General features: G+C 67.8%; 16 protein-coding genes. 4 read left to right on the top strand and 12 right to left on the bottom strand.

Annotated elements, in window-relative coordinates; all coding sequences use genetic code 11:
* Positions 1-12 precede the first annotated feature (12 nt).
* The 4 genes from FS641_RS08325 to FS641_RS08310 all read right to left on the bottom strand — a co-directional run bounded on the left by FS641_RS08325 (position 13) and on the right by FS641_RS08310 (position 3,762).
* A complete protein-coding gene (locus FS641_RS08325) occupies positions 13-777 on the bottom strand; it encodes an SDR family NAD(P)-dependent oxidoreductase (RefSeq protein ID WP_144762645.1) in 765 nt (254 codons plus the stop codon).
* Entirely contained in the window at positions 774-1,484 is a 711-nt protein-coding gene (locus FS641_RS08320; RefSeq protein WP_144762642.1) for an SDR family oxidoreductase, read from the bottom strand. Before FS641_RS08320 ends, FS641_RS08325 begins: the two co-directional genes overlap by 4 nt.
* An 82-nt stretch (positions 1,485-1,566) precedes the next feature.
* Positions 1,567-2,514 carry an aldo/keto reductase gene (locus tag FS641_RS08315; RefSeq protein ID WP_144762639.1) on the bottom strand — a complete coding sequence of 316 codons (948 nt, stop codon included), beginning with the start codon at positions 2,512-2,514 and terminating at the stop codon, positions 1,567-1,569.
* A 33-nt stretch (positions 2,515-2,547) separates the two neighbouring features.
* Positions 2,548-3,762 carry an MFS transporter gene (locus tag FS641_RS08310; RefSeq protein ID WP_144762636.1) on the bottom strand — a complete coding sequence of 405 codons (1,215 nt, stop codon included), beginning with the start codon at positions 3,760-3,762 and terminating at the stop codon, positions 2,548-2,550.
* Positions 3,763-3,855: 93 nt separating this feature from the next.
* Between FS641_RS08310 and FS641_RS08305 the strand changes: the two genes are divergently transcribed.
* Entirely contained in the window at positions 3,856-4,443 is a 588-nt protein-coding gene (locus FS641_RS08305) for a TetR family transcriptional regulator (protein WP_144762633.1), read from the top strand.
* 1 nt (position 4,444) lies between these two features.
* Here FS641_RS08305 and FS641_RS08300 read toward each other — a convergent pair whose 3' ends face one another.
* Positions 4,445-5,341: an AraC family transcriptional regulator gene (locus FS641_RS08300; protein WP_186317653.1), complete on the bottom strand. Its 897-nt coding sequence runs from the start codon at positions 5,339-5,341 to the stop codon at positions 4,445-4,447.
* A 55-nt stretch (positions 5,342-5,396) separates the two neighbouring features.
* On the opposite strand from FS641_RS08300, the gene FS641_RS18035 reads away from it, so the two are divergent.
* Positions 5,397-5,654, top strand: a complete 258-nt coding sequence (locus tag FS641_RS18035) for a hypothetical protein (protein ID WP_186317652.1) — start codon at positions 5,397-5,399, stop codon at positions 5,652-5,654.
* Positions 5,655-5,665: 11 nt separating this feature from the next.
* On the opposite strand, the gene ctaD is transcribed toward FS641_RS18035, so the two are convergent.
* A complete protein-coding gene (ctaD, locus tag FS641_RS08295) occupies positions 5,666-7,408 on the bottom strand; it encodes a cytochrome c oxidase subunit I (protein ID WP_260855740.1) in 1,743 nt (580 codons plus the stop codon).
* A 279-nt stretch (positions 7,409-7,687) separates the two neighbouring features.
* Between ctaD and FS641_RS08290 the strand changes: the two genes are divergently transcribed.
* Together FS641_RS08290 and poxB are read left to right on the top strand one after the other, a co-directional pair.
* Positions 7,688-8,167, top strand: a complete 480-nt coding sequence (locus FS641_RS08290) for a heme-binding protein (protein WP_186317651.1) — start codon at positions 7,688-7,690, stop codon at positions 8,165-8,167.
* Positions 8,168-8,461: 294 nt separating this feature from the next.
* On the top strand, positions 8,462-10,186 hold the full coding sequence (gene poxB, locus FS641_RS08285) for a ubiquinone-dependent pyruvate dehydrogenase (protein ID WP_144762623.1): 1,725 nt from the start codon (positions 8,462-8,464) through the stop codon (positions 10,184-10,186).
* Positions 10,187-10,290: 104 nt separating this feature from the next.
* Here poxB and FS641_RS08280 read toward each other — a convergent pair whose 3' ends face one another.
* The 6 genes from FS641_RS08280 to FS641_RS08255 form a co-directional block, all read right to left on the bottom strand.
* Complete coding sequence (locus tag FS641_RS08280; protein WP_144762620.1) at positions 10,291-11,217, bottom strand: DUF4380 domain-containing protein; 927 nt, start codon at positions 11,215-11,217, stop codon at positions 10,291-10,293.
* Positions 11,214-12,305 carry a zinc-binding dehydrogenase gene (locus tag FS641_RS08275; protein WP_222122065.1) on the bottom strand — a complete coding sequence of 364 codons (1,092 nt, stop codon included), beginning with the start codon at positions 12,303-12,305 and terminating at the stop codon, positions 11,214-11,216. The genes FS641_RS08280 and FS641_RS08275 overlap by 4 nt, the downstream gene beginning before the upstream one ends.
* A gap of 1 nt (position 12,306) precedes the next feature.
* Complete coding sequence (locus FS641_RS08270) at positions 12,307-13,356, bottom strand: ABC transporter permease (protein WP_144762617.1); 1,050 nt, start codon at positions 13,354-13,356, stop codon at positions 12,307-12,309.
* Positions 13,353-14,954, bottom strand: a complete 1,602-nt coding sequence (locus tag FS641_RS08265) for a sugar ABC transporter ATP-binding protein (RefSeq protein WP_144762613.1) — start codon at positions 14,952-14,954, stop codon at positions 13,353-13,355. Before FS641_RS08265 ends, FS641_RS08270 begins: the two co-directional genes overlap by 4 nt.
* Positions 14,955-15,028: 74 nt before the next feature.
* On the bottom strand, positions 15,029-16,039 hold the full coding sequence (locus tag FS641_RS08260) for a substrate-binding domain-containing protein (protein ID WP_144762610.1): 1,011 nt from the start codon (positions 16,037-16,039) through the stop codon (positions 15,029-15,031).
* A 58-nt stretch (positions 16,040-16,097) separates the two neighbouring features.
* The gene (locus tag FS641_RS08255; RefSeq protein WP_186317650.1) at positions 16,098-19,409 is read right to left on the bottom strand and encodes a DUF5107 domain-containing protein; all 3,312 of its coding nucleotides are present in this window, start codon (positions 19,407-19,409) and stop codon (positions 16,098-16,100) included.
* Positions 19,410-19,497 lie beyond the last annotated feature (88 nt).

Below are 19,497 nucleotides of genomic sequence, written 5' to 3'. Positions count from 1 at the left end.
GCTTCCTCCCGGCTACGCCGGGTTCGGTTGTCCGTTACTGGCCGTGACCCCGCCATCGACGGGCAGGACGGCTCCGGTGATGAAGGACGCGTCGTCGCTTGCGAGGAACGCGATCGCTGCGGCGATCTCTTCGGGGTGCGCGCCGCGACCCAAGGGGATGCGATTCGCCATGGCGGCGAGGGTTTCCTCGTCGTCCTTGATGTCGTCTGTCATCTCGGTGAGGGTGAAGCTCGGAGCGACGGCGTTGATGCGGACGCCGTCCTTTGCGTGGTCCATCGCGGCGGCGAGGGTGAGGTTTGTGGCTCCGCCCTTCGCTGCGTTGTAGCCCGCCATTGACCAGTCGCCGCGCACGCCCGAGACGCTGGTGACGTTGACGATCGATCCGCCGGAGGCGATGAGGTGCGGCAGTGCCGCCTTCATCCCGTAGAACGTTCCGCTGAGGTCGATGTCGAGGACCTTCTGCCAGTCGTCGAGATCAAGGTCAGCGATGGTCCCACGGCTGACGATGCCGGCGTTGTTCACGAGGACGTCGAGATGTCCATGCGCCTCGACTGTGCGCGCGACAACGTCTTGGAGCTGTTGGAAGTCGGAGGAGTCGGCGGCCTCGATGGTGATCGACCCGGCAGGCGCTGCTGCGGCGACCGCCTCGAGATTTGTGCGGCGACGGCCCGTGATGATGACGTGTGCGCCCTCCTCAGCGAATCGCTTGGCGGTGGCTGCTCCGATTCCGGAACCACCGCCGGTGACGATGACGACCTTGTCGCTGAAGCGGCTCATACGAGTCGCGCTCCGCCGTCGACGTGCACGTTCGATGCTGTGGTGTACCCGTTGTCGATCAGGTGCACCACGGTGGATGCGATGTCCTCCGGTCGACCGACGCGGCCAACCAGGAGCGCCTTGCCCTGCTCCTCGAACGACTTCGCCTTCTCGTCCGCGCTCATGTGGTTGTACGCCTCGGTGTCCACGGTCCCCGGGCTGATCGAGTTCACACGGATTGGTGCGAGCTCCACGGCAAGAGAGCGCGTCAGGCCCTCGAGTGCGGCGTTCACGGCGGTCACTGCGACAGTGCCAGGCGCTGGGCGGTCCACGGCGACGCCGGAGAAGATGGTGATGCTCGCGTCCTCGGGGAGCTCCGGTGCGACGATCGACACAGCGCGGTAGTAGCCCCAGAACTTGTTCTCGAACACTGCCTTCGCGTCGTCGATGCTCAGCTCGGCGAACGGCGCGTAGGTCAGCGCGGCCGCGGCGAGCACGAGGTGGTCGATTGAGCCGACGGTCTCAACTGCCTGCTTGATTGAGCTCTCGTCGGTGAGGTCCATGACGACACCGCGTGCGGTGCCGCCGATCTCCTTCGCGACACGGTCGACGCGCTCCTGAGAGCGGCCTGCGACGATCGCGATATCTCCGCGGGCCGCGACGAGGTCTGCGACTGCTCGACCCATGCCGGACGTGCCGCCGACGATGAGGATTGTCTTCGTGGTCATGGTGGTGCCTTTCGGTTCGGTGGACTCGGTAGCGAGTCAGTCGTGCTGGAATGAGCCGTTCGGGGCTGCGGGGTGGGGACGGTCAGCCGCCGACGCGTGCGGACACGTCGTCCAGTGCTGTGCGCTCCTCGTCGGTGAGCTCGAACGTCGCGGATGCGAGAAGCGCTGGGAGCTGCTCGACGGTGCGGGCGCTTGCGATCGGTGCGGCGATGCCGGGCCGGCCTCGGAGCCAGGCGAGGGCGATGGTGGGGATGGGAGTGTCGCGAGTCGTCGCGATGCGGTCGAGGACCTCGATGACTGCGAGCCCTTCGGCGCTCATGTATGCGTTCGCCATCTGCTCACGCGATGCGCCGCGGAGGTCAGCCTGGGACCGGTACTTGCCGGTGAGGAACCCGCTCGCGAGGGCGAAGTACGGCACGACTCCAAGGCCATGTGCCTCGACGATCGGTGCGAGCCCGGTCTCGTAGCCGGTGCGCTTGACGAGGTTGTAGTGCGGCTGCAGGGCGACCGGGAGTGCGAACCCCCGCCGGATCGCGATGTCGATCCATTCCTGGAGGCGTTCCGGGGAGTAGTTCGACACCCCGACTTCGCGGATTTTGCCGGCGGTGCGGAGCCCATCGAATGCCTCGACGGTTTCCTCGAGCGGGACGCTGTCGTCGTCGAAGTGCGCGTAGTAAACGTCGATGTAGTCGGTTCGCAGTCGCTGCAGCGATGCATCCGCGGCTGCACGGACGTTCGACGCCGCGAGCCCCCGGAACTCGGGGTGCTGACTGACCTTTGTTCCGATGACGACGTCAGCCCGGTTTCGACGCGACGCCATCCAGGTACCGATGATGGTCTCCGATTCGCCGCCGGAGTTGCCCGGCGCCCATGCGGAGTACCCGTCGGCGGTGTCGATGAAGTTTCCGCCGCCCGCTACGAAGGCGTCGAGGACGGCGAGCGATGTGGGTTCGTCGCTTGTCCAGCCGAAGGTGTTCCCGCCGAGGGCGAGGGGGAAGACGTCGATCGTTGAAGTTCCAAGGACAGACATGGGTGCCTTTCGTTGTGTGGTGAGCGGTGGAGCTCAGGAAGCCGGTGCGGCAACTCGTTCGCGGCGTCGGGAGACCGTTCGAGCGAGGACCCATCCGACGAGTGAGATGACGGTGAAGACGACTCCCTGGATTGCGACGGCGCGCATGCCGCCGATACCGAACGCGAGGGGGCCCATGAAGGCTCCGAAGGATCCGCCGAGGAAGACGAACACCATGAAGAGTGTGTTGGCCTGCGCGGATGCGTCCGGGGTGGCCACGAGCACGCGGTTCTGGTTCGCGGCCTGCATCGACTGGTTCGCCCAGGTGAGCAGGAACGTCGAGATCCCGAAGAGCCAGATCACCGTAGGGTCGAAGACCGTTGCCAGCGTGGCGACGACCAAGAGAGCGAGGAAGGCGCCGACGATGGGCAGCGCGCCGTGCCGGTCGATGAGTCGCCCTGTGAGTGGTGTGACGATGCCGGCAGCGAGGCCGATGAGGCCGAAGAGCCCGGCCTGCAGCACGGTCCAGTGGAACGGAGCCCCGGTGAGGTGCAGGGTCATCACAGTCCAGATCGAGTTGAACGTCGCGAACGCGAAGAATTGCATGACCGCCGACTGGACGAGCGTCGAGTTGGTCCACACCAGACGAAGGGTGGACCAGAGGAGGGGCCCGTAGGCTGCCTTCGCTGCGCCAAGCGGGACATCCTTCCGCAGCGCCCATCGAAGGGCCGGCAGGGTCAGCGCTACGAGGATCGCGAACACGACGAGCACCCAGCGCCAGCCGATGACGTCGACAAGCACGCTCGACACAACTCGGCCGCCGAAGATGCCGCAGAGCAGCGCACCGACCAGTGCGCTCGTCGTGGCTCCCTTCCGCCCCTCAGGTGCGAGCTTCCCGGCAGCCGGAATGACGAGCTGCGCGATGTTCGCCACCAAACCAATGGCGAGGAAGCCAAGAGCAACACCGATTACACCCGGCACAATCGCGGTCGCGACGAGGGCGACGAACAGGACGATGGTCTGCACGGTGATCTGGCGACGCGGTTGTACCCGCTCGGACAGGGGCACCAGGAAGAAGATGCCCGCCGCGTAACCCACCTGCACGGCCGTGGCGATGATGCTTGCCGTCCCGGTGCCCACTCCAAGACTCGACGCGAGCTTCGAGAGCATCGGCTGTGGCAGGTAGATGACGCTCACCGCGATCGCCGCCGCGATGGACATCACCGCGAGCCGTCCTGTCCATCCTCCGGCGTCGGTTCGGTTCGTCATGATCCTCCAATATTTCTAACCCGTTGGTTATATCGTACGCTGCGCAGCCTCCGGTGGTTCAGGAATCGGGGGACGAGTTGAGAGGATGGTGCGATGCCTCCCTACGACCGCGCCCAGACCACTCGTCGCATCTTCGACGCCGCGGTGCAGGAGTTCGCCGCTGAGGGAATCGCCGGAGCACGCGTCGACCGGATCGCACAACGAGCCGACAGCAACAAAGCACTCATCTACAGCTACTTCGGCAACAAGGAGCAGCTGTTCGCGACCGTGCTGCAGAGCAGGTTGACCGACCTCGCTGAAGCAGTCGAGCTTCGACCGGACCGGGTTGGCGACTACATCGGTGACCTCTTCGACTTCATGACGTCTAACCCGGACGTGCTCCGGCTCGTGCAGCACGAGGTGTGCCACTTTGCCCTCGACCAGATCCCGCATCGTGGTCCGCGCAAAGAGCACTACGACGAGAAGGTGGCAGCGGTGCGGTCTGCTCAGGCTGCGGGGAACGTCGACTCAGACCTTGATGCACGTTTCGTGGTGATGACGCTGATCAGCCTCGTGAGTTGGTTCGTCGCCGCGCCGCAGATCACGGACATGGTCGTTGGTGACCCGACGGACCCGAACCTCCGCCGCCGTTACCGGGCGCACCTCATCGAGATGGCGGCACGCATGATCGCGCCTCGTTGACTCACAGCAGCCCGCTCCGGTACTGCGTCGGTGACGTGCCCCAGTAGGAGCGGAACCGGCGTGCGGCGTAAGCCGGGTCAGCCCACCCGACGGCTCGCCCCGCTTCGGCAACCGTGACCCCGGTCGTCCGGAGGAGATATGCGAGACGTTCAGCGCGGATGCGTTGTAGGTACGCCAGCGGAGCATCTCCAGTGTCTTCACGGAACACGCGTGTCAGTTGCGACGGGGACAGCCGCGCCTCTTCGGCGAGTGTTCGCAGCGACCAGGCTGCGTCGATCTGTTCGTGGAGAAGCGACACGACTCGAGCGACACTCGTCCGGTAGCGCATACCCCTGATCGTTCGAGCCGACATCGGATCGTGTGATGCTCTGATCCGCATCGATGTTGGCTCGTTCCGTGCGGCGCGGCTGACCATCGGAACCGCGTCGAGGAGCTCGAATACCGCAGAGATTAGGCGCAGGGGGGAGCCCTCGACAGCAGCTTCGACCGCTGCGACGGCGGCGCCGAGCGGCCGCTGCTCCGCAGCTCCGAGACGTTCCACGAGAGCGGGTGCGACCGCGCTCGGAGCGCCGTCGAAGTGGCTACCGATCTGTGGCAGGGATTGCATCCACGACAGCTGCGACGCGAGGAACGTCTTCGAGAAGTAGATGTTTGTCACGGTGAGGTGGGACAGGGGGTCGTAGGCGTGCCAGGTCCCGACCGGGATCAGCAGCACACAGCCTCGGGAGAGTGGAACGAGCCCTGACTCGCCGTGGTGGTCGCCGGATCCACCCGTGATGATTGCGAGCTCGAGGAAGTCGTGGGTGTGCGCTTCGACCGGTCGGCGGAGCGAAAGGTGTTCGACGGCCACGGCACCCCGGGTGAACGGGATGACCTCGGCTTCTCCGAGCGTCCGCATGGTTGCACTCCGATCGTCCTCGAGCATTCCGGAGGACGACCATACGGGATCAGCCGTGAGCCGCAGTAGCGACGACGGTGAGTGTGCACACGCCGATGAGGACAGAGAGTCCGACGGCCAGGAGGCGGCGACGGCGACGACTCTGGTTGACGGGGACCTCGCCCCAGAGTTGCGACCGCACGACGAGCTGGTTTGCGTCGGAGACCACTCGGGCGATGTCGGCGTCGGTGAGGTCGAGGTGTCCGATGCGTGCGTGTTCGGAGATGCGGAACGCTTCATGCACGTCGAGCGCATCGGCCGGCCGGCGCCGTGATGGCGTCGGTGTCACGATGCTTCCCCGGAATCGGCACCGCTCACCGGAGCATCCGGAGCGTCCTTCGCCGGACCGACACCGATCGGCACACCGGCCTCGGGGTGGTTCAGGTCGAAGGCCGGGGACTCGGAACGGATCCGCGGGATTGATGTGAAGTTGTGCCGCGGCGGCGGGCAGCTGGTCGCCCACTCGAGCGAGCGGCCGTAGCCCCACGGGTCGTTCACGGCGACCTTCGGTGCGTTCCGCGCGGTCACGTAGACGTTGAAGATGAACGGCAGAAACGAGATCGCCAGGATCATCGAGCCGATCGTCGACAGCTGGTTCATCCAGGTGAAGCCGTCGTTCGGCAGGTAGGTCGCGTACCGACGCGGCATGCCGATGACGCCCAGCCAGTGCTGGATGAGGAACGTCGTGTGGAAGCCGATGAACAGCAGCCAGAAGTGGATCTTGCCGAGCCGCTCGTTGAGCATCTTGCCGGTCCACTTCGGCCACCAGAAGTAGAACCCGGAGAAGGTTGCGAACACAACGGATCCGAACACGACGTAGTGGAAGTGGGCGACGACGAAGTAGGAGTCAGAGATGTGGAAATCGAGCGGCGGGGACGCCAGGATCACGCCGGTGAGACCACCGAACGTGAAGGTGATCAGGAAGCCGACTGCCCACAACATCGGGGTTTCAAACGTGACTGAACCGCGCCACATGGTGCCGACCCAGTTGAACGCTTTCAGCCCCGTCGGCACCGCGATCAGCATCGTCATCAGAGAGAACCAGGGCAGCAGCACGGAACCGGTGACGTACATGTGGTGCGCCCACACCGTCACTGACAGGGCCGCAATAGACACCGTCGCATACACGAGAGTCTTGTATCCAAAGATGGGCTTCCGACTGAACACCGGAAAGACCTCCGACACGATGCCGAAGAACGGCAGCGCGATGATGTACACCTCGGGGTGACCGAAGAACCAGAACATGTGCTGCCACAGCAGCGCCCCACCGTTCGCCGGGTTGAATATCTGGGAACCGTAGACACGGTCCATCCCCAGTCCCACCAACGCGACGGCGAGGACGGGGAAGGCCATCAACGCCAGGACACTCGTCACGAGGATGTTCCAGGTGAAGATGGACATCCGGAACATGGTCATGCCGGGTGCGCGCATGGTGATGATCGTGGTGACGAAGTTCACCGCGCCGAGGATGGTGGAGAAGCCGGTGAGGACCAGCCCGAACGCCCAGAGCGTCCCGCCGAGTCCCGGGGTGAACGTCGTGTCACTCAGCGGCGCGTAGGCGAACCACCCGAACGACGCTGCGCCTTGCGGAGTCAGGAACCCCCCGGCGGTGATGAGTCCGCCGAAGAGGTAGAGCCAGTACGAGAACGCGTTCAGCCGCGGGAAAGCGACGTCCGGCGCACCGATGTGCAAGGGCATGACCGCATTGCCGAAACCGGAGAACAGTGGGGTCGCAAACAGCAGCAGCATGATCGTGCCGTGCATCGTGAACAGCTGGTTGTACTGCTCCTTCGTCGCGACCACATGCAGTCCGGGCTCGAAGAGCTGTGCACGGATGACGAGGGCCATCACACCCGCGAGCAGGAACCAGGTGAACGCCGTCGCGATGTACAGGTAACCGATCGTCTTGTGGTCGGTTGACGTCACCCATCGAACGACGACGTTGCCCTTCCGCCGTCCGGCGACGGTCTCCGCACCCCCGAAGGGGTGGGCAGGCTGCGGTACGAGGGGCCGCGCTGTGCTCGTCATAGGGCTTCCTTCCACTGCATCACCGAAGGAGCGGACCGGCTCCCGGCGACCCAATTAACGGTAGGAAGATGCGGTTCCGAAAGCCGTGCAGAACAGCGCGACGACCAGGACGATCCACGCATCGTTACCGCTGCGTCATGCGCGCGGTTCGACACTGGAACACGTCGGACGCGTCGAATCGCTGTCCACACCGGAACACGAAGGGCGGAGCGCGGCATGGTTGGTCGCTTGCGCTTGCGCTGGCACAGGCCGGCGGAGGCGGTGAGGCCTGATGGAATCGTGGACATCTGGCCGACCTCGCCGCTCGACAACGTCACTTGCCTTCGAGGAGACGCGCCGCTGGACGAGGCCGACATCGAGCAGCTGATGAGCGATGCGGTCAATGCCGCCGGCGAGATCGGCGCCGCGGTCAGTGTGGTGGTGATTGGCAATGACGGGGAACGCGTGGCCCGGCGATCCATGCACGGCGCACGCCCGGGTGCGGAAGACGACGCTCACAGCGCCGCTCTGCTGTCCTTCGAATTCGGCGACCCGCAGGAGCACATCCTCGAGCACGCCATGATGAACGCCGTCACGCACGGGGACCGGGTCGCCGCCATGAGCTGCGTCATCGACCCACTCGCAGCACCACTGACCAGGCACGGCGCGATTGTCGGCAGCATCGGCGTCGGCGGCGCGACACCAGTGCGCGCCGGACTCGTTCTGCGTGCAGTCATCACGGCGTGGGAGCGTCGCGGGACGGGGCGAGCCGCAGAATGAGACCGACCAAGAAGCTCTTCAGTCGCCTCGCTGCATTGATCCTGACGATCACCGCGGCGATCGGAAGCCTGGCGACGGTCCGCACGTTTCCGCTGCTGGGGTGGGACTTGGTCGCAAGCACCATCGCTTTCGGAGCAATCTTCATCATCGCGTGCATGGACGACCGAGATGTAGGCCGCGACGAGGCTCCCCCACGGTGACCGAGTCCCCCGGAACGGGTATTGAACGGGTGTATCCCGGAGCCGACCCATGCGTTGCAGTAGCGTCAGCAACTGTCGTGACGAGAGGAACTACATGCCCACCGTTGCCGAGACCATCGTCGCCAGCCTCCGCGAGAACGGCGTCCAGCGCGTCTACGGGCTCCCCGGCGACTCGCTCAACGGCTTCACCGACGCCCTCCGGAAGGACGGCACGATCCGCTGGGAGCACGTCCGCCACGAGGAGGCCGCCGCGTTCGCCGCGGGGGCCGAGGCGGAGATGACCGGCGAGCTGGCGGTGTGCGCCGGCAGCTGCGGCCCGGGCAACCTGCACCTGGTCAACGGCCTCTACGACGCGAACCGGTCGCGGGTGCCCGTGCTCGCCATCGCCGCGCACATCCCGACGGCGGAGATCGGCTCCGGGTACTTCCAGGAGACCCACCCGCAGGAGCTCTTCCGCGAGTGCTCGGTCTACGTCGAGTACGTCGCGGACCCGGTGCAGATGCCCCGACTGCTCGAGATCGCGATGCGCGAGGCCGTCGAGCAGCGCGGGGTCGCCGTCCTGGTCGTCCCCGGCGACGTCCTGCTCGCCGAGGCGAAGGACACCCGGGTCACCCGCATCGAGCGCTCCCGCCCGCGGATCGTCCCGTCCGACGAGGAGCTCCGCCGCACCGCTGACCTGCTGAACGGCGCGGACAAGGTGACGATCCTGGCCGGGGCCGGGGTGGCCGGCGCGCACGACGAGGTCCTCGCCCTCGCCGAGCGCCTGCAAGCCCCGATCGTGCACGCGCTCCGCGGCAAGGAGCACATCGAATGGGACAACCCGTACGACGTCGGCATGACGGGGCTGCTCGGCTTCGCGTCGGGGTACCGTGCGATGGAGGACGCGGACGTCGTGCTCATGCTCGGCACGGACTTCCCGTACCAGCAGTTCTTCCCCGCGAAGGCGAAGCACGTGCAGGTCGACGTCCGCGGCTCGCAACTGGGCCGCCGGCACCCGGTCGACATCGGACTCGTCGGCACCGTGCAGGACACCGCGCTGGCGCTCGTGCCGCTCCTCACCGGGTCCCACCCGACGAAGCACCTCGAGGACGCGCGCAGGCACTACGCGAAGACCCGTGCGAAGCTCGACGACCTCGCCGTCCCCGCCGGGAGGCACAAGCCACTGCACCCGCAGTACGTCGCCAGGGCGCTCGACCGGCTCGCCGCCGACGACGCCGTCTTCATCCCGGACGTCGGTTCGCCCGTGGTCTGGGCGTCGCGGTACCTCACGATGAACGGCAGGCGCCGCCTCATCGGGTCCTTCGTGCACGGCACGATGGCCAACGCCGTTCCGCAGGCCATCGGCGTCCAGGCGTCGCACCCGGGCCGTCAGGTCATCGCGATGGCCGGCGACGGCGGGCTCGCGATGCTGCTCGGCGAGCTCATCACGATCGTCCAGAACAAGCTGCCCGTGAAGATCGTCGTGTTCGACAACTCCTCGCTGAACTTCGTCGAGCTCGAGATGAAGGCGGCCGGCTTCGTGAACTACGGCACCGAGCTGCAGAACCCGGACTTCGCGGCCGTCGCCGAGGCCATCGGCATCAGGGGCATCCGGGTCGACCACTCCGACCAGCTCGAGGACGGCCTGGCCGCGGCACTCGCACACGACGGTCCCGCGCTCGTCTCGGTCCAGGCCAACCGGCAGGAGCTGTCGATGCCACCGGCCGTGACCGCCGAGCAGGCGAAGGGCTTCACGCTCTACGCGATCCGGACCGTGCTGTCCGGCCGCGGCGACGAGCTCCTCGACCTCGCCTCCACCAACGCCCGCCAGCTGTTCTGAACGACAGTGCGCTCGTCAGACCCTCCGGTGGTCGAGCATTGGGTAGGCACAGCATTCAGGTCCGGTGGGCAGACAGGCGGAGACGGCGGAAGAAACAGGCCGCTTCAGCGCAGGCTGGCTGCTGTTTCGGCAGGCCGGATCGTCCACTGCACGATGGTCGTCCTACTCATAGTAGGTGCGAGCGGCTTGCGTCGACCGAGGACCTCGAGTTCTGCGAGGTGCGCGTCGGGTTGCAGCCCGTCGAGCGCAGCGATGGGCGAAGCGACGGGTCGCTGTAACCACACTTCGAATCGCGCGCCTTGGTCGGGGAACGGCGATCCGTCGTCCGGTTCGTCCGCGGCGGACAGTGCAAGGGTCGTCCCGGACGCGCGCCGGTACGTGACCGCACGACCGGACCGGTAGCCGCGCTTGGCGACGCCGGTAGCGACCGGGAGGGCGACTTCGCCTGGCCCGCTTCGGCTCGTGAGCTGACCTTCCCAAGTTCCGAGGTCGACCTCGTCGTCGAGCGTCGCCCCGTCGACGACGACGGTGCCCCCGTCGTCGGTACGCACCTGGCAGACCTCCCACGGCGCCCATGCCGTCGTGCGGTCCCCCGTGTTCGTGAAGGTGATCCGCTCCTCCAGCCCACCGTCCGTGACGGCGAACGCCCGTTCGATCCACAGACCCGTGCGGGGGTCGGCGGCGCTCCGCACGGTGACGGCAGTGTCGGTGTGATCGACCACGGCCCAGGGGCCCGAGTCGAGCACCGGATCCGGAGGGCCGGCCCACTCGTCGGCGCTCGACCAGCCCTGCGGTGCCGGCCAGGTCTTCGAGCCGCCGAGGTTCGCCCAGGAGTCCATGCCACCGTCACCGTGCGGCCAGGTGTCGACGGGCACGACTGGGCGGAGGTGTGCGTCGACGAGTGTCGGATTCTGCCACAGGAGTTCCTCGTCGCCGGTCCGCAGCGAGAGCAGCCGGCCGCCTCGTGTCGGAGCGAAGACGGCGTGAAGCGGGCCGCTTGCGAGGGCGACGAGCGGCAGTGGGTTGGTCACCGTTCGGGCGCCGTGCTCGGTACGAGGACGACCTTGCCGGTCGCGCCTGCCGCAGCGATGCGGTAGCCCTCGTCGACGTCGGCGAGGTCGAGACGGTGCGAGACGACGATCTCGGGGTGCAGTCTGGCGGCAGCGAGCATCCCTGTGACGTCCTCCATGCCCTGCAGCGACGTCACCCAGGACGCCGTGAGCGTGAGCTGCTTGTGCAGGAGGGTGTCCGACACCTCGGTCTCGAGTCGGCCGCCTTCGCCGATGAGTCCGACGCGGCCCCACTCGGCCGCGGCCTCGACGGCGGTGGACCGGCCGGGCGTCGTGCCCGAGCAGTCGACGGTCACCTGGCACCCCACGCCGCCGGTCAGCTCCAGAATCCGATCGACCGCGTGCTCGTCGGCGACCACGACGTCGTCGACGAGGCCGGTGGACTCGACGAACGCGATGCGCTCGGGGCTCCGCTCGACGCCGATGACCCGACGCGCGCCGAGAAGCTTGCCGAGCATCGCGGCGGCGAGGCCGACCGGACCGAGTCCGACGACGAGCAGGTCCTCGCCGCCGTGCACCCGTGTGCGGACCAACCCTTCGTACGCGGTGCCGAACCCGCACGCGATCAGCGCGCCGTCGACGAACGTCAGGTCGCCGAGGAGCGGTACGAGCGTGGACTCGTCCGCGAGGACGTACTCGGCGTGCCCGCCGTCGCGCTGCCAGCCGTAGGACGCTTTGTGCGGCTGGTCAGTGCAGCTGATGAAGTACCCGCTGCGGCAGTTGCGGCAGCGGCCGCATCCCTGTATGTGGTAAACGATCACGTCGTCGCCGACGCCGAAGCGGGTGACGCCGGGTCCTGCGGCGACGATCCGCCCGGACGGTTCGTGTCCGGCGACGACGCCCTTGTATGCGGGCGCTCCGTCAAGGCCCTTGTGGGTCTTGTACCCGCGGTAGATGAAGCCGATGTCGCTGCCGCAGATCCCGGAGGCGCCGACCTGGACGAGTACCTGGCCGTGGCCTGGCGTGGGAATCGGCACTGCGCGAAGTTCGGCGGTCGCATCCCCGGGCAGGAACGCACCGTGCATGGTCGTGGTGTCGGTGATGGTCATGTCAGTCTTCCTCTCGAGCCCCGCGGCGGCGGGACAGGGTCACGTTGAGCAGGACCGCGAGCACGATGATGACGCCGCGGACCACGTTCTGCAGGAAGGAGTTCACGCCGAGCAGGACGAGGCCGTTGCCGATGAGCGTGATGAAGATCACGCCCAGGAACGTGCCGATCAGGCTGCCGCGCCCTCCGGTCATCGCGGTTCCACCGACGACGACCGCGGCGATGACGTCGAACTCGAGTCCGTTCGCGGCGGTGGAGTTGCCGGAGCCGAGACGTGCGGTGAGGAGCACGCCGGACAGCGCCCCGAGGAAGCCCATGATTGCGAAGAGAGCAATGCGCACCCGGCGCACGTCGATGCCGGCGAGTCGGGCAGCAGGGGCGTTCCCGCCGATCGCGAACACGGACCGGCCGAACGAGGTCTTCCGGGCGATGAAGCCGAACACGAGGAAGGCCACGATCATCACGATCGCGGGTGTCGGGATCCCGAGGACGTCCGCGTTGAGGAAGTCCATGATCGGGTCGGAGTCGGGGATCTGCACCGGCAGCGCGTTCGTCACGAACTGCGCGAGGCCACGGAGCACACTCCACAAGCCCAGCGTGGCGATGAACGACGGCACCGCGAATCGGGCGCGCAGGACACCGGCGACAGCACCCCATGCGGTGCCGATCGCGAGGGTGACGATGATCGCGACGATGGTCGGGAGACCCCACTGGGAGATTCCCGACGCCACGATGACGCTGGACAGCGCGACCGCGGGGCCGGTGGACACGTCGATCTCGCCCGCGATGATGACGAGTGTCATTCCGGTGGCGGCCACCCCGATCAGGGCGGCGTCGCGCAGGAGCCCGCTCTGGTTCGCCGCGGTGAAGAAGCCCACGGCGTTGAACGTGAGGTACGCGTAGAGCAGGACGATCGCGACGAGTAGACCGACGATGTTCACGAGGGTGGTGTTGCCGCCGATCGCGCGTCGGACGCGGGTGAACGCGTTGGGGCGACCGTCGGCCGATCCGTTGTTCGTCGTGCCGCTGGGGGTCTCGACGGTGGTGGTCATGATGGGTCCTTCACTCGGTGGACGGCGATGTCCGAGGCGGTGGTGTCGGTCGGTGGGGAGTGGACGGGGACGGTCTCGTCGGTCGAGCCGTGGGCGCCCATGGATGCCGCGAGGACGTCGGGGACGGTGATGTGCGGGGCGGTGAACTCTTCGCGGATCCGGCCGCCTCGCAGGACGAGCACCCGGTCGCAAGCGAGCGGCAGTTCCTCGGCCTCGCTCGAGACGAAGACGACGGCTTTCCCGCTGTCCGCGACCTGGCGCATGATGTCGTAGATCTGGGCCTTTGCCTGGACGTCGACTCCGCGGGTCGGTTCGTCGAGCAGGAGCACGTCGCTGTCGGCGTGAAGCCAGCGCGCGATGACGGCCTTCTGCTGGTTTCCTCCGGAGAGGGTGTTGATGGGGCGCGTCAGGTCGTCGGCCTTGATTGAGAGCCGTTGCCCGAGCACTTTCGTCGCTGCACGGATGCGACCGCTTGCCAAGAAGCCGCCGGAGGAGACCCGCTTCCAGTCCGACATGACGATGTTCTCGTCGATGCCCAGTCCGGGGATGATGCCGGTGCCTTTGCGGTCCTCCGGGGTCATGCCGATCCCGAGCTGGCGCATGCGTCGCGGCGTCGGTCGCGGCTCGGTGGTCCCGCGGACGCACACCGTACCGGAGCGAATCCGGTCGTGGCCTGCGATCGCCCGGAGCAGCTCGGTGCGGCCGGCCCCGAGGAGCCCGGCGATCCCGAGCACCTCCCCGGCACGGGCGTCGAACGTGACGCCGTCGAGTTTGGGCGCGACGGCGAGGTCCTCGACCTGCAGCAGCACCTCGCCGTCCGTCCGTGCTCGGCGCACGGTGGGGGCCGAGTCGAGCGCTTCGCCGAGCATGAGGTGGATGATCCGGTTCGTGTCGGCTCCGGCGATGCTCACCGTTTCGATGACTCGCCCGTTCCGCATTACTGTGGCGGAGTCGGCGATTTGGCGGATTTCATCCATGCGGTGGCTGACGTAGATCACCGCAACCCCTTCGGCGCTCAGGCGCTGGACGGTCGCGAGGACGATGTCGACCTCGGCGGTCGCGAGCGCCGAGGTGGGCTCGTCCAGGATGAGCAGCTTCGGTTCCTCCTGCACGGCCCGGGCGATCTCGACGATCTGCTGCTGGGCGAGGGTGAGCGAACTGACGACGGCGTCGGGGTCGATGTCGGCGCCGAGTCGTTCGAGTGTCGCCCTGGCGGACCGGACCATGCGACGTCGGTCGATGCCGAACCGCCCGGTCGGCCACTTCCCGAGACTGAGGTTCTCGGCGACGGTGACGTCACGGATGAGGGAAAGCTCCTGGTAGCAGGTGGCGACACCGCGTCGGCCAGCCTCGGTGACGCCGCCGGTCAGCGGCTCACCGTCGATCGCCACGGCGCCGACATCGGGTCGTTCAACGCCGGATAGCAGGCGGATGAGGGTGGACTTGCCGGCGCCGTTTTGGCCGAGGAGCGCCCGCACCTCGCCGGGGACGATCGTGAAGTCGACGTCGTCGAGGGCGAGGACCCCGGGGTACTGCTTGCGTGCTCCGCGCACCTCGGCGATGGCCGTGCGGGTGGCCGGAGGCGGTGTTGTCGTCATTGACGGACCTCTCGTTGCGGGAAGGTGGGGCGGTGGGGTGACCGAGGCCACCCCACCGTGTTCGGTGCCTGCGATCAGGGCAGCCCGTCCTTGTGGGTCTCGAGCCACTTCGCGGCGTCGCTCGGCTGGTAGAGGTCGACGGGCGCGGGGATGACCTCGCCCTTCTCACCCTTGCCCTTGTCGTCGATCGCCGTAGCGGCCGCCTCGTACGCGAGCTTCCCCGCAGCGATGCCGGAGATGTCCACCACTGCCTTGAGTGTGGTGCCCTTCTTCAGCTCGTTCGCGATGTCGCTGGTCATGTCCGAACCGAAGACCGCGACCTTGCCAACGAGCCCGCGGTTCTCGACGGCCTTGTAGGCCCCGACGGTCGCGCCGCCGGCTTCACCGTAGAGCCCGTTGAGGTCGGGGTGGGCGCTGAGCATCTGTTCGGCGGTCGGGACGGCTTGGTCGACTTCGGCGCCTTCCTGGTTCGCGACGAAAGTCGCTCCCGGCAGCGCCTTTGTGAGGGCGTCCTTGAACCCGGCGAAGCGTTCCTTGCACACCTCGTACTGCTCGCAGTTGATGACGCCCATCTTCGGCGACTCGATGCCCTCCTGCTTGAAGTACTCGGCGGCCTTGTCGCCGAGCATCGAGCCGAACTTCGCAGGGTCGCCGAGGACGTAGGCGGAGACGTACTGCTTCACCGCGCTGTCGGAGACGCAGGTGTTGTAACAGACGACGGGGATCCCGGCCTTGGACGCCTGCTTCACAGCGGGCAGACTGCCGTCGGTCGAGACGGCGGACATGATGATCGCGTTGACGTTGGACGAGACGAGCGTGTTCATGAAGGAGCTCTCCTTCGACACGTCACCGGCCGAGGTGGACTCGAGGAATTTGACTTTCGTGTCGCTTGCCGCGGCGGCGTCCTCGACGCCCTTCTTCACGCCGCCGTAGAACCCCTGTGAGTCGAGGTACATCGCGCCGATGCGCAGGCTCGAGCCGTTGCCGGTGCCGGCGGTGGGGACGGAGCAGGCGCTGAGGGCGAGCGCCACTGCGGCGATGCCGGCAGCGATGATCGCGCCCCGTCGGAGTTGGGTTCGGGTCATGGTGATGCTTCCTTCCGGGAACCGGCGACGTTGCCGGGTCGAGCGGGATCGCCCGTGGTCATGCGTCGCGGACGGCGTCCGCGACGTGCTCGGTGAGAGACGCGGAGAGTTCCGCGTGCAGGGAGCGGAGCCGGGCGACGGTCGTGTCGCGCTCCGAGGCCTGGTCGGTGTGGAACAGGAGCATGGTCGGCAGCGAGGTTGCGAAGTAGTCAACCTCGGCCGGTGCGACAGCGAGGTCGTCGGCGTACCGGGCGAGGTCGTCGAGCCGCTGGCGGGCCTCGTCCCGTCGCCCGAGCCGGTCGAGGGCGACAATCGACCATGCGCTGCGTTCGGTGAACGGCGCCGTCGCCATGTCAGTGAAGTCGCCGGTGGCGGCGGCTGCGGTCCGCCAGGCAGTCTCTGCACTGGAGGTGCGGCCCAGCTCAGCGAGCGCGTCACCGAGTGTGAGGTGCAGGTCCGCGGTCGTGGCGAGCGGGTGCCGCGCCTCACCGAGCGAGTCGGGGGTGTGCAGCGCCGACTCCACCGCGTCCGCTGCGGCGACGGGGTCGCCCGCGGCGAGTGACCGCCGTGCGAGCGCGAGTGCCGCGCGGTCCCAGGCGGCGAGAGCGATGCCTTCGCCACCTTCCCAGGGCTGGAAGCGGCGCGCCCGCAGCACGGCGCGGGCCTCGTCGTCACGTCCGAGGTCGAGGAGCAGCCCGACACGTTTCAAGGTCAGATCGTCGCGGTCCGCGACGAGCTCTGGTCGCTCGTCGAGCTGCCGCAGTCGGTCCTCGGCCGAGCGGCCGGATCGTGCTGCGAGCTCGTCGGCTTCGTAGAGCAGCCGGGCGTCATCCGGCATCGCGGAGCGTGCGGCGGCGTAGTGGTGAGCTGCCAGCGCGACGTCCCCGGCAACGTTCACCGCGGCGACGCCGAGGTTCCGGTGGAGGACTGCTGCGTCGTGGGCGCGGGGACCGGCCGCAACTCCGCGCTCCCAGGCGGCAACCGCATCTGCTGCGAGACCGCGGTCGTAGAGCCAGGAGCCGAGCATGGACCAGAGCACCGCTGCGGACGGGTCGAAGGCGAGCACCCGGCGCAGCGCGTCGATGTCGTCGAGTCGGGAGGGGAGGGCGTACGTCGAGTCCACGGCCGCGGCGTAGGCGACGGCTCGGTGGGCGTCGTCGGTGCGTCCGCTCCGGAGTGCGAGGTCGGCGATGTGCGCTGCGACGAGTGGCCGGACGTTCACCTGCCCGAGCGCCTGCCGGTCTGCGCGCTGTTCGGCGAGGCCGAGGACGTCCAGCGCCTCCGCGGTCGCGCCGAGCGAGGCGTACTCGAGGGCGACGTCCAACAGGACGGTGGCGTCGTCGCTGACGGGGCGACCGGCGAGGTGGCGAGCCCACTGGTCGAGCGGGTCGATCGCGAGCGTTTCTGCCAGCAGGACTTCGGCTTCCGCTGACCGACCGAGCCGGCGGAGCAGCACGACCGCGGTGTCCCGCGCCTGCAGGTGCTCACGGTCTTTCCGGAGCACTGCTTGCACGTGCTCGAGTGACCCACTCGGGTCCTCGGCCGCGGAGCTCCGCGCCAGGGCGATGTGCGCGGGTGCGGCTTCGGCGGCGTTCCAGGTGGCCTTGCCGAGTGCGCGACGGCCGTCCTCCACACGCCCGGCACGCACCAGCGCGAGCCCGAGCTTGTAGTGCGCGCCGCCGTCGGACGGGTTCGGTGCCCAGGACACGAGCCGGTCGACCGCGGCCTGCAGGTGTTCGACCGCCTGGTCGTAGGCGGCGGCGGCATATCGGCGTGTTCCGAGCGCGACGTGCGCTCGGATGTCCCCGGGGTCGCGCCGGAGCGCTTCCTGCCAGTAGGGCTCCGGAGAGCGCGTCGCGTGCCGGTACTGGTCGAGGTAGTCGCCGATGAGGTCGAGCTCCTCGGTCGTCGCGACGTCCTGCGGCGCGGGCGGGGCGACAGCGGGCGCCGGCGCGTCGGTGTCGGTGTCGGCGGGGCGTCGGGCGAACCGGACCAGCTCGTGGTCACCGTTGACGACGGCGACCCGCAGGGTCGCGGCGTCCGTGCCGGACGGCGCCGTCCATTCGAGGATTACCGGTGCGTCGGGGGTGAGCCGCACCTCCAGGCTGGTGAGCAGCGACCCGTCTGCGGACTCGATGCGGACGGCGGAGTCATCCGCGACGACGCTCGTCGCGACGCCGATACGCAGGGTGCCTGGCTCCGGCACGTCGACGCGGATCGCAGCCTCCCGAGTTGCCTGCATAGCCGGTCCGATGCCGCTGATCGGGTACCAGAACTGCGAGAACGTCTTCGTTTCCCCCGGCTCGAGGAAGGAGAAGTCGGGCTGGTTGTCGGTGTAGACGCCGGCCATGAGCTCGACATACGGGCCGTCCGTGTCGGTCAGGTTGGCGTCCCATGCGTGCCCGAAGGGTGCGTCACCCCAGGTCCACTGCTTCTTCCCCGGCGAGATGGTGCGGTCGGCCCAATGCACGAACCCGGCCTCTCGGCCGTGGTCGTAGCCGCCGAAAAAGGCGTCGTCCGTGTCGGTGACCATGTAGGACGTCGGGACCGGGATGTTCCGGTACCAGTCAAGCCGGTCAGCGTCCGGGTGGTTCGCGTCCACCCTCGCCGGGTAGTCGACGCCGTAGTACGTACCGTCGACAGCGGGGAACGTCGCGACCGCGCGCTTCGCGTGGTCGGCGACATGGTGGACGTCGGTCGGGAAGAAGCTCTGGTAGTCGTCGTTCACGGCGGCCGCGACGTTGGCCCACCACAGGAACGTCTCGGTGCGCTCGCTCCGGTTGTAGAGCCGGACGCGCGCCTCGATCGCCGAGGAGTCGGGTCGGAGGCGGATCCCGTGCATGCCCTTCATCCGGGCGAACGGGTCGTGGTCGGAGCACCAGACGGTGACGGACCCGTCGGCTTCCCGCTCGATCGACACGTCGGTCGGCAGGAACGTCGCGGGACGGTGGTGCTGCGGCCAGTTGAATTCGACCCCACCGGAGATCCACGGTCCGGTCAGCCCGACGAGCGCCGGCTTGATGACGTTGTTCCGGTAGAAGAAGTCGTGGTCGGCGACCTTGTCGTAGCCGATGTGGATGCGTCCGCCGAGCTCCGGCAGGACCACGACGCGTACCCACCGGTTCTCGAGGTGCACCGCCTCCCAGCGGTGCGGGCGCTTCTCGGCGGCGATGCGCTCGTGGAACGGCAGCGGGAAGACCCGCCCGGACGATCCTTGGTACACGCGACGGTCCAAGAACTGCGGGAACCGGTCCGGCTCCTCAGGCTCGTACGTGTCGATGACGAGCGGTTCGGACCAGGCGGCAACTGCGAGGCCGTGCTGATCCGCTGGGATCGGAGGGAGGTCGAGCCTCGACTCTTCGTTGAGCATGCACCGATCGTACGAACGCGGCACCCTGCCCCGGAACGCAGTATCCGACGGAATACCTGGACGAAACGACTGTGTCCGGGGGATCATC

It is taken from the genome of Curtobacterium sp. 9128 (assembly GCF_007673775.1).
In the GTDB taxonomy this organism is placed as follows: Bacteria; Actinomycetota; Actinomycetes; order Actinomycetales; family Microbacteriaceae; genus Curtobacterium.
This window is presented reverse-complemented; position numbering and strand designations above follow the sequence as displayed.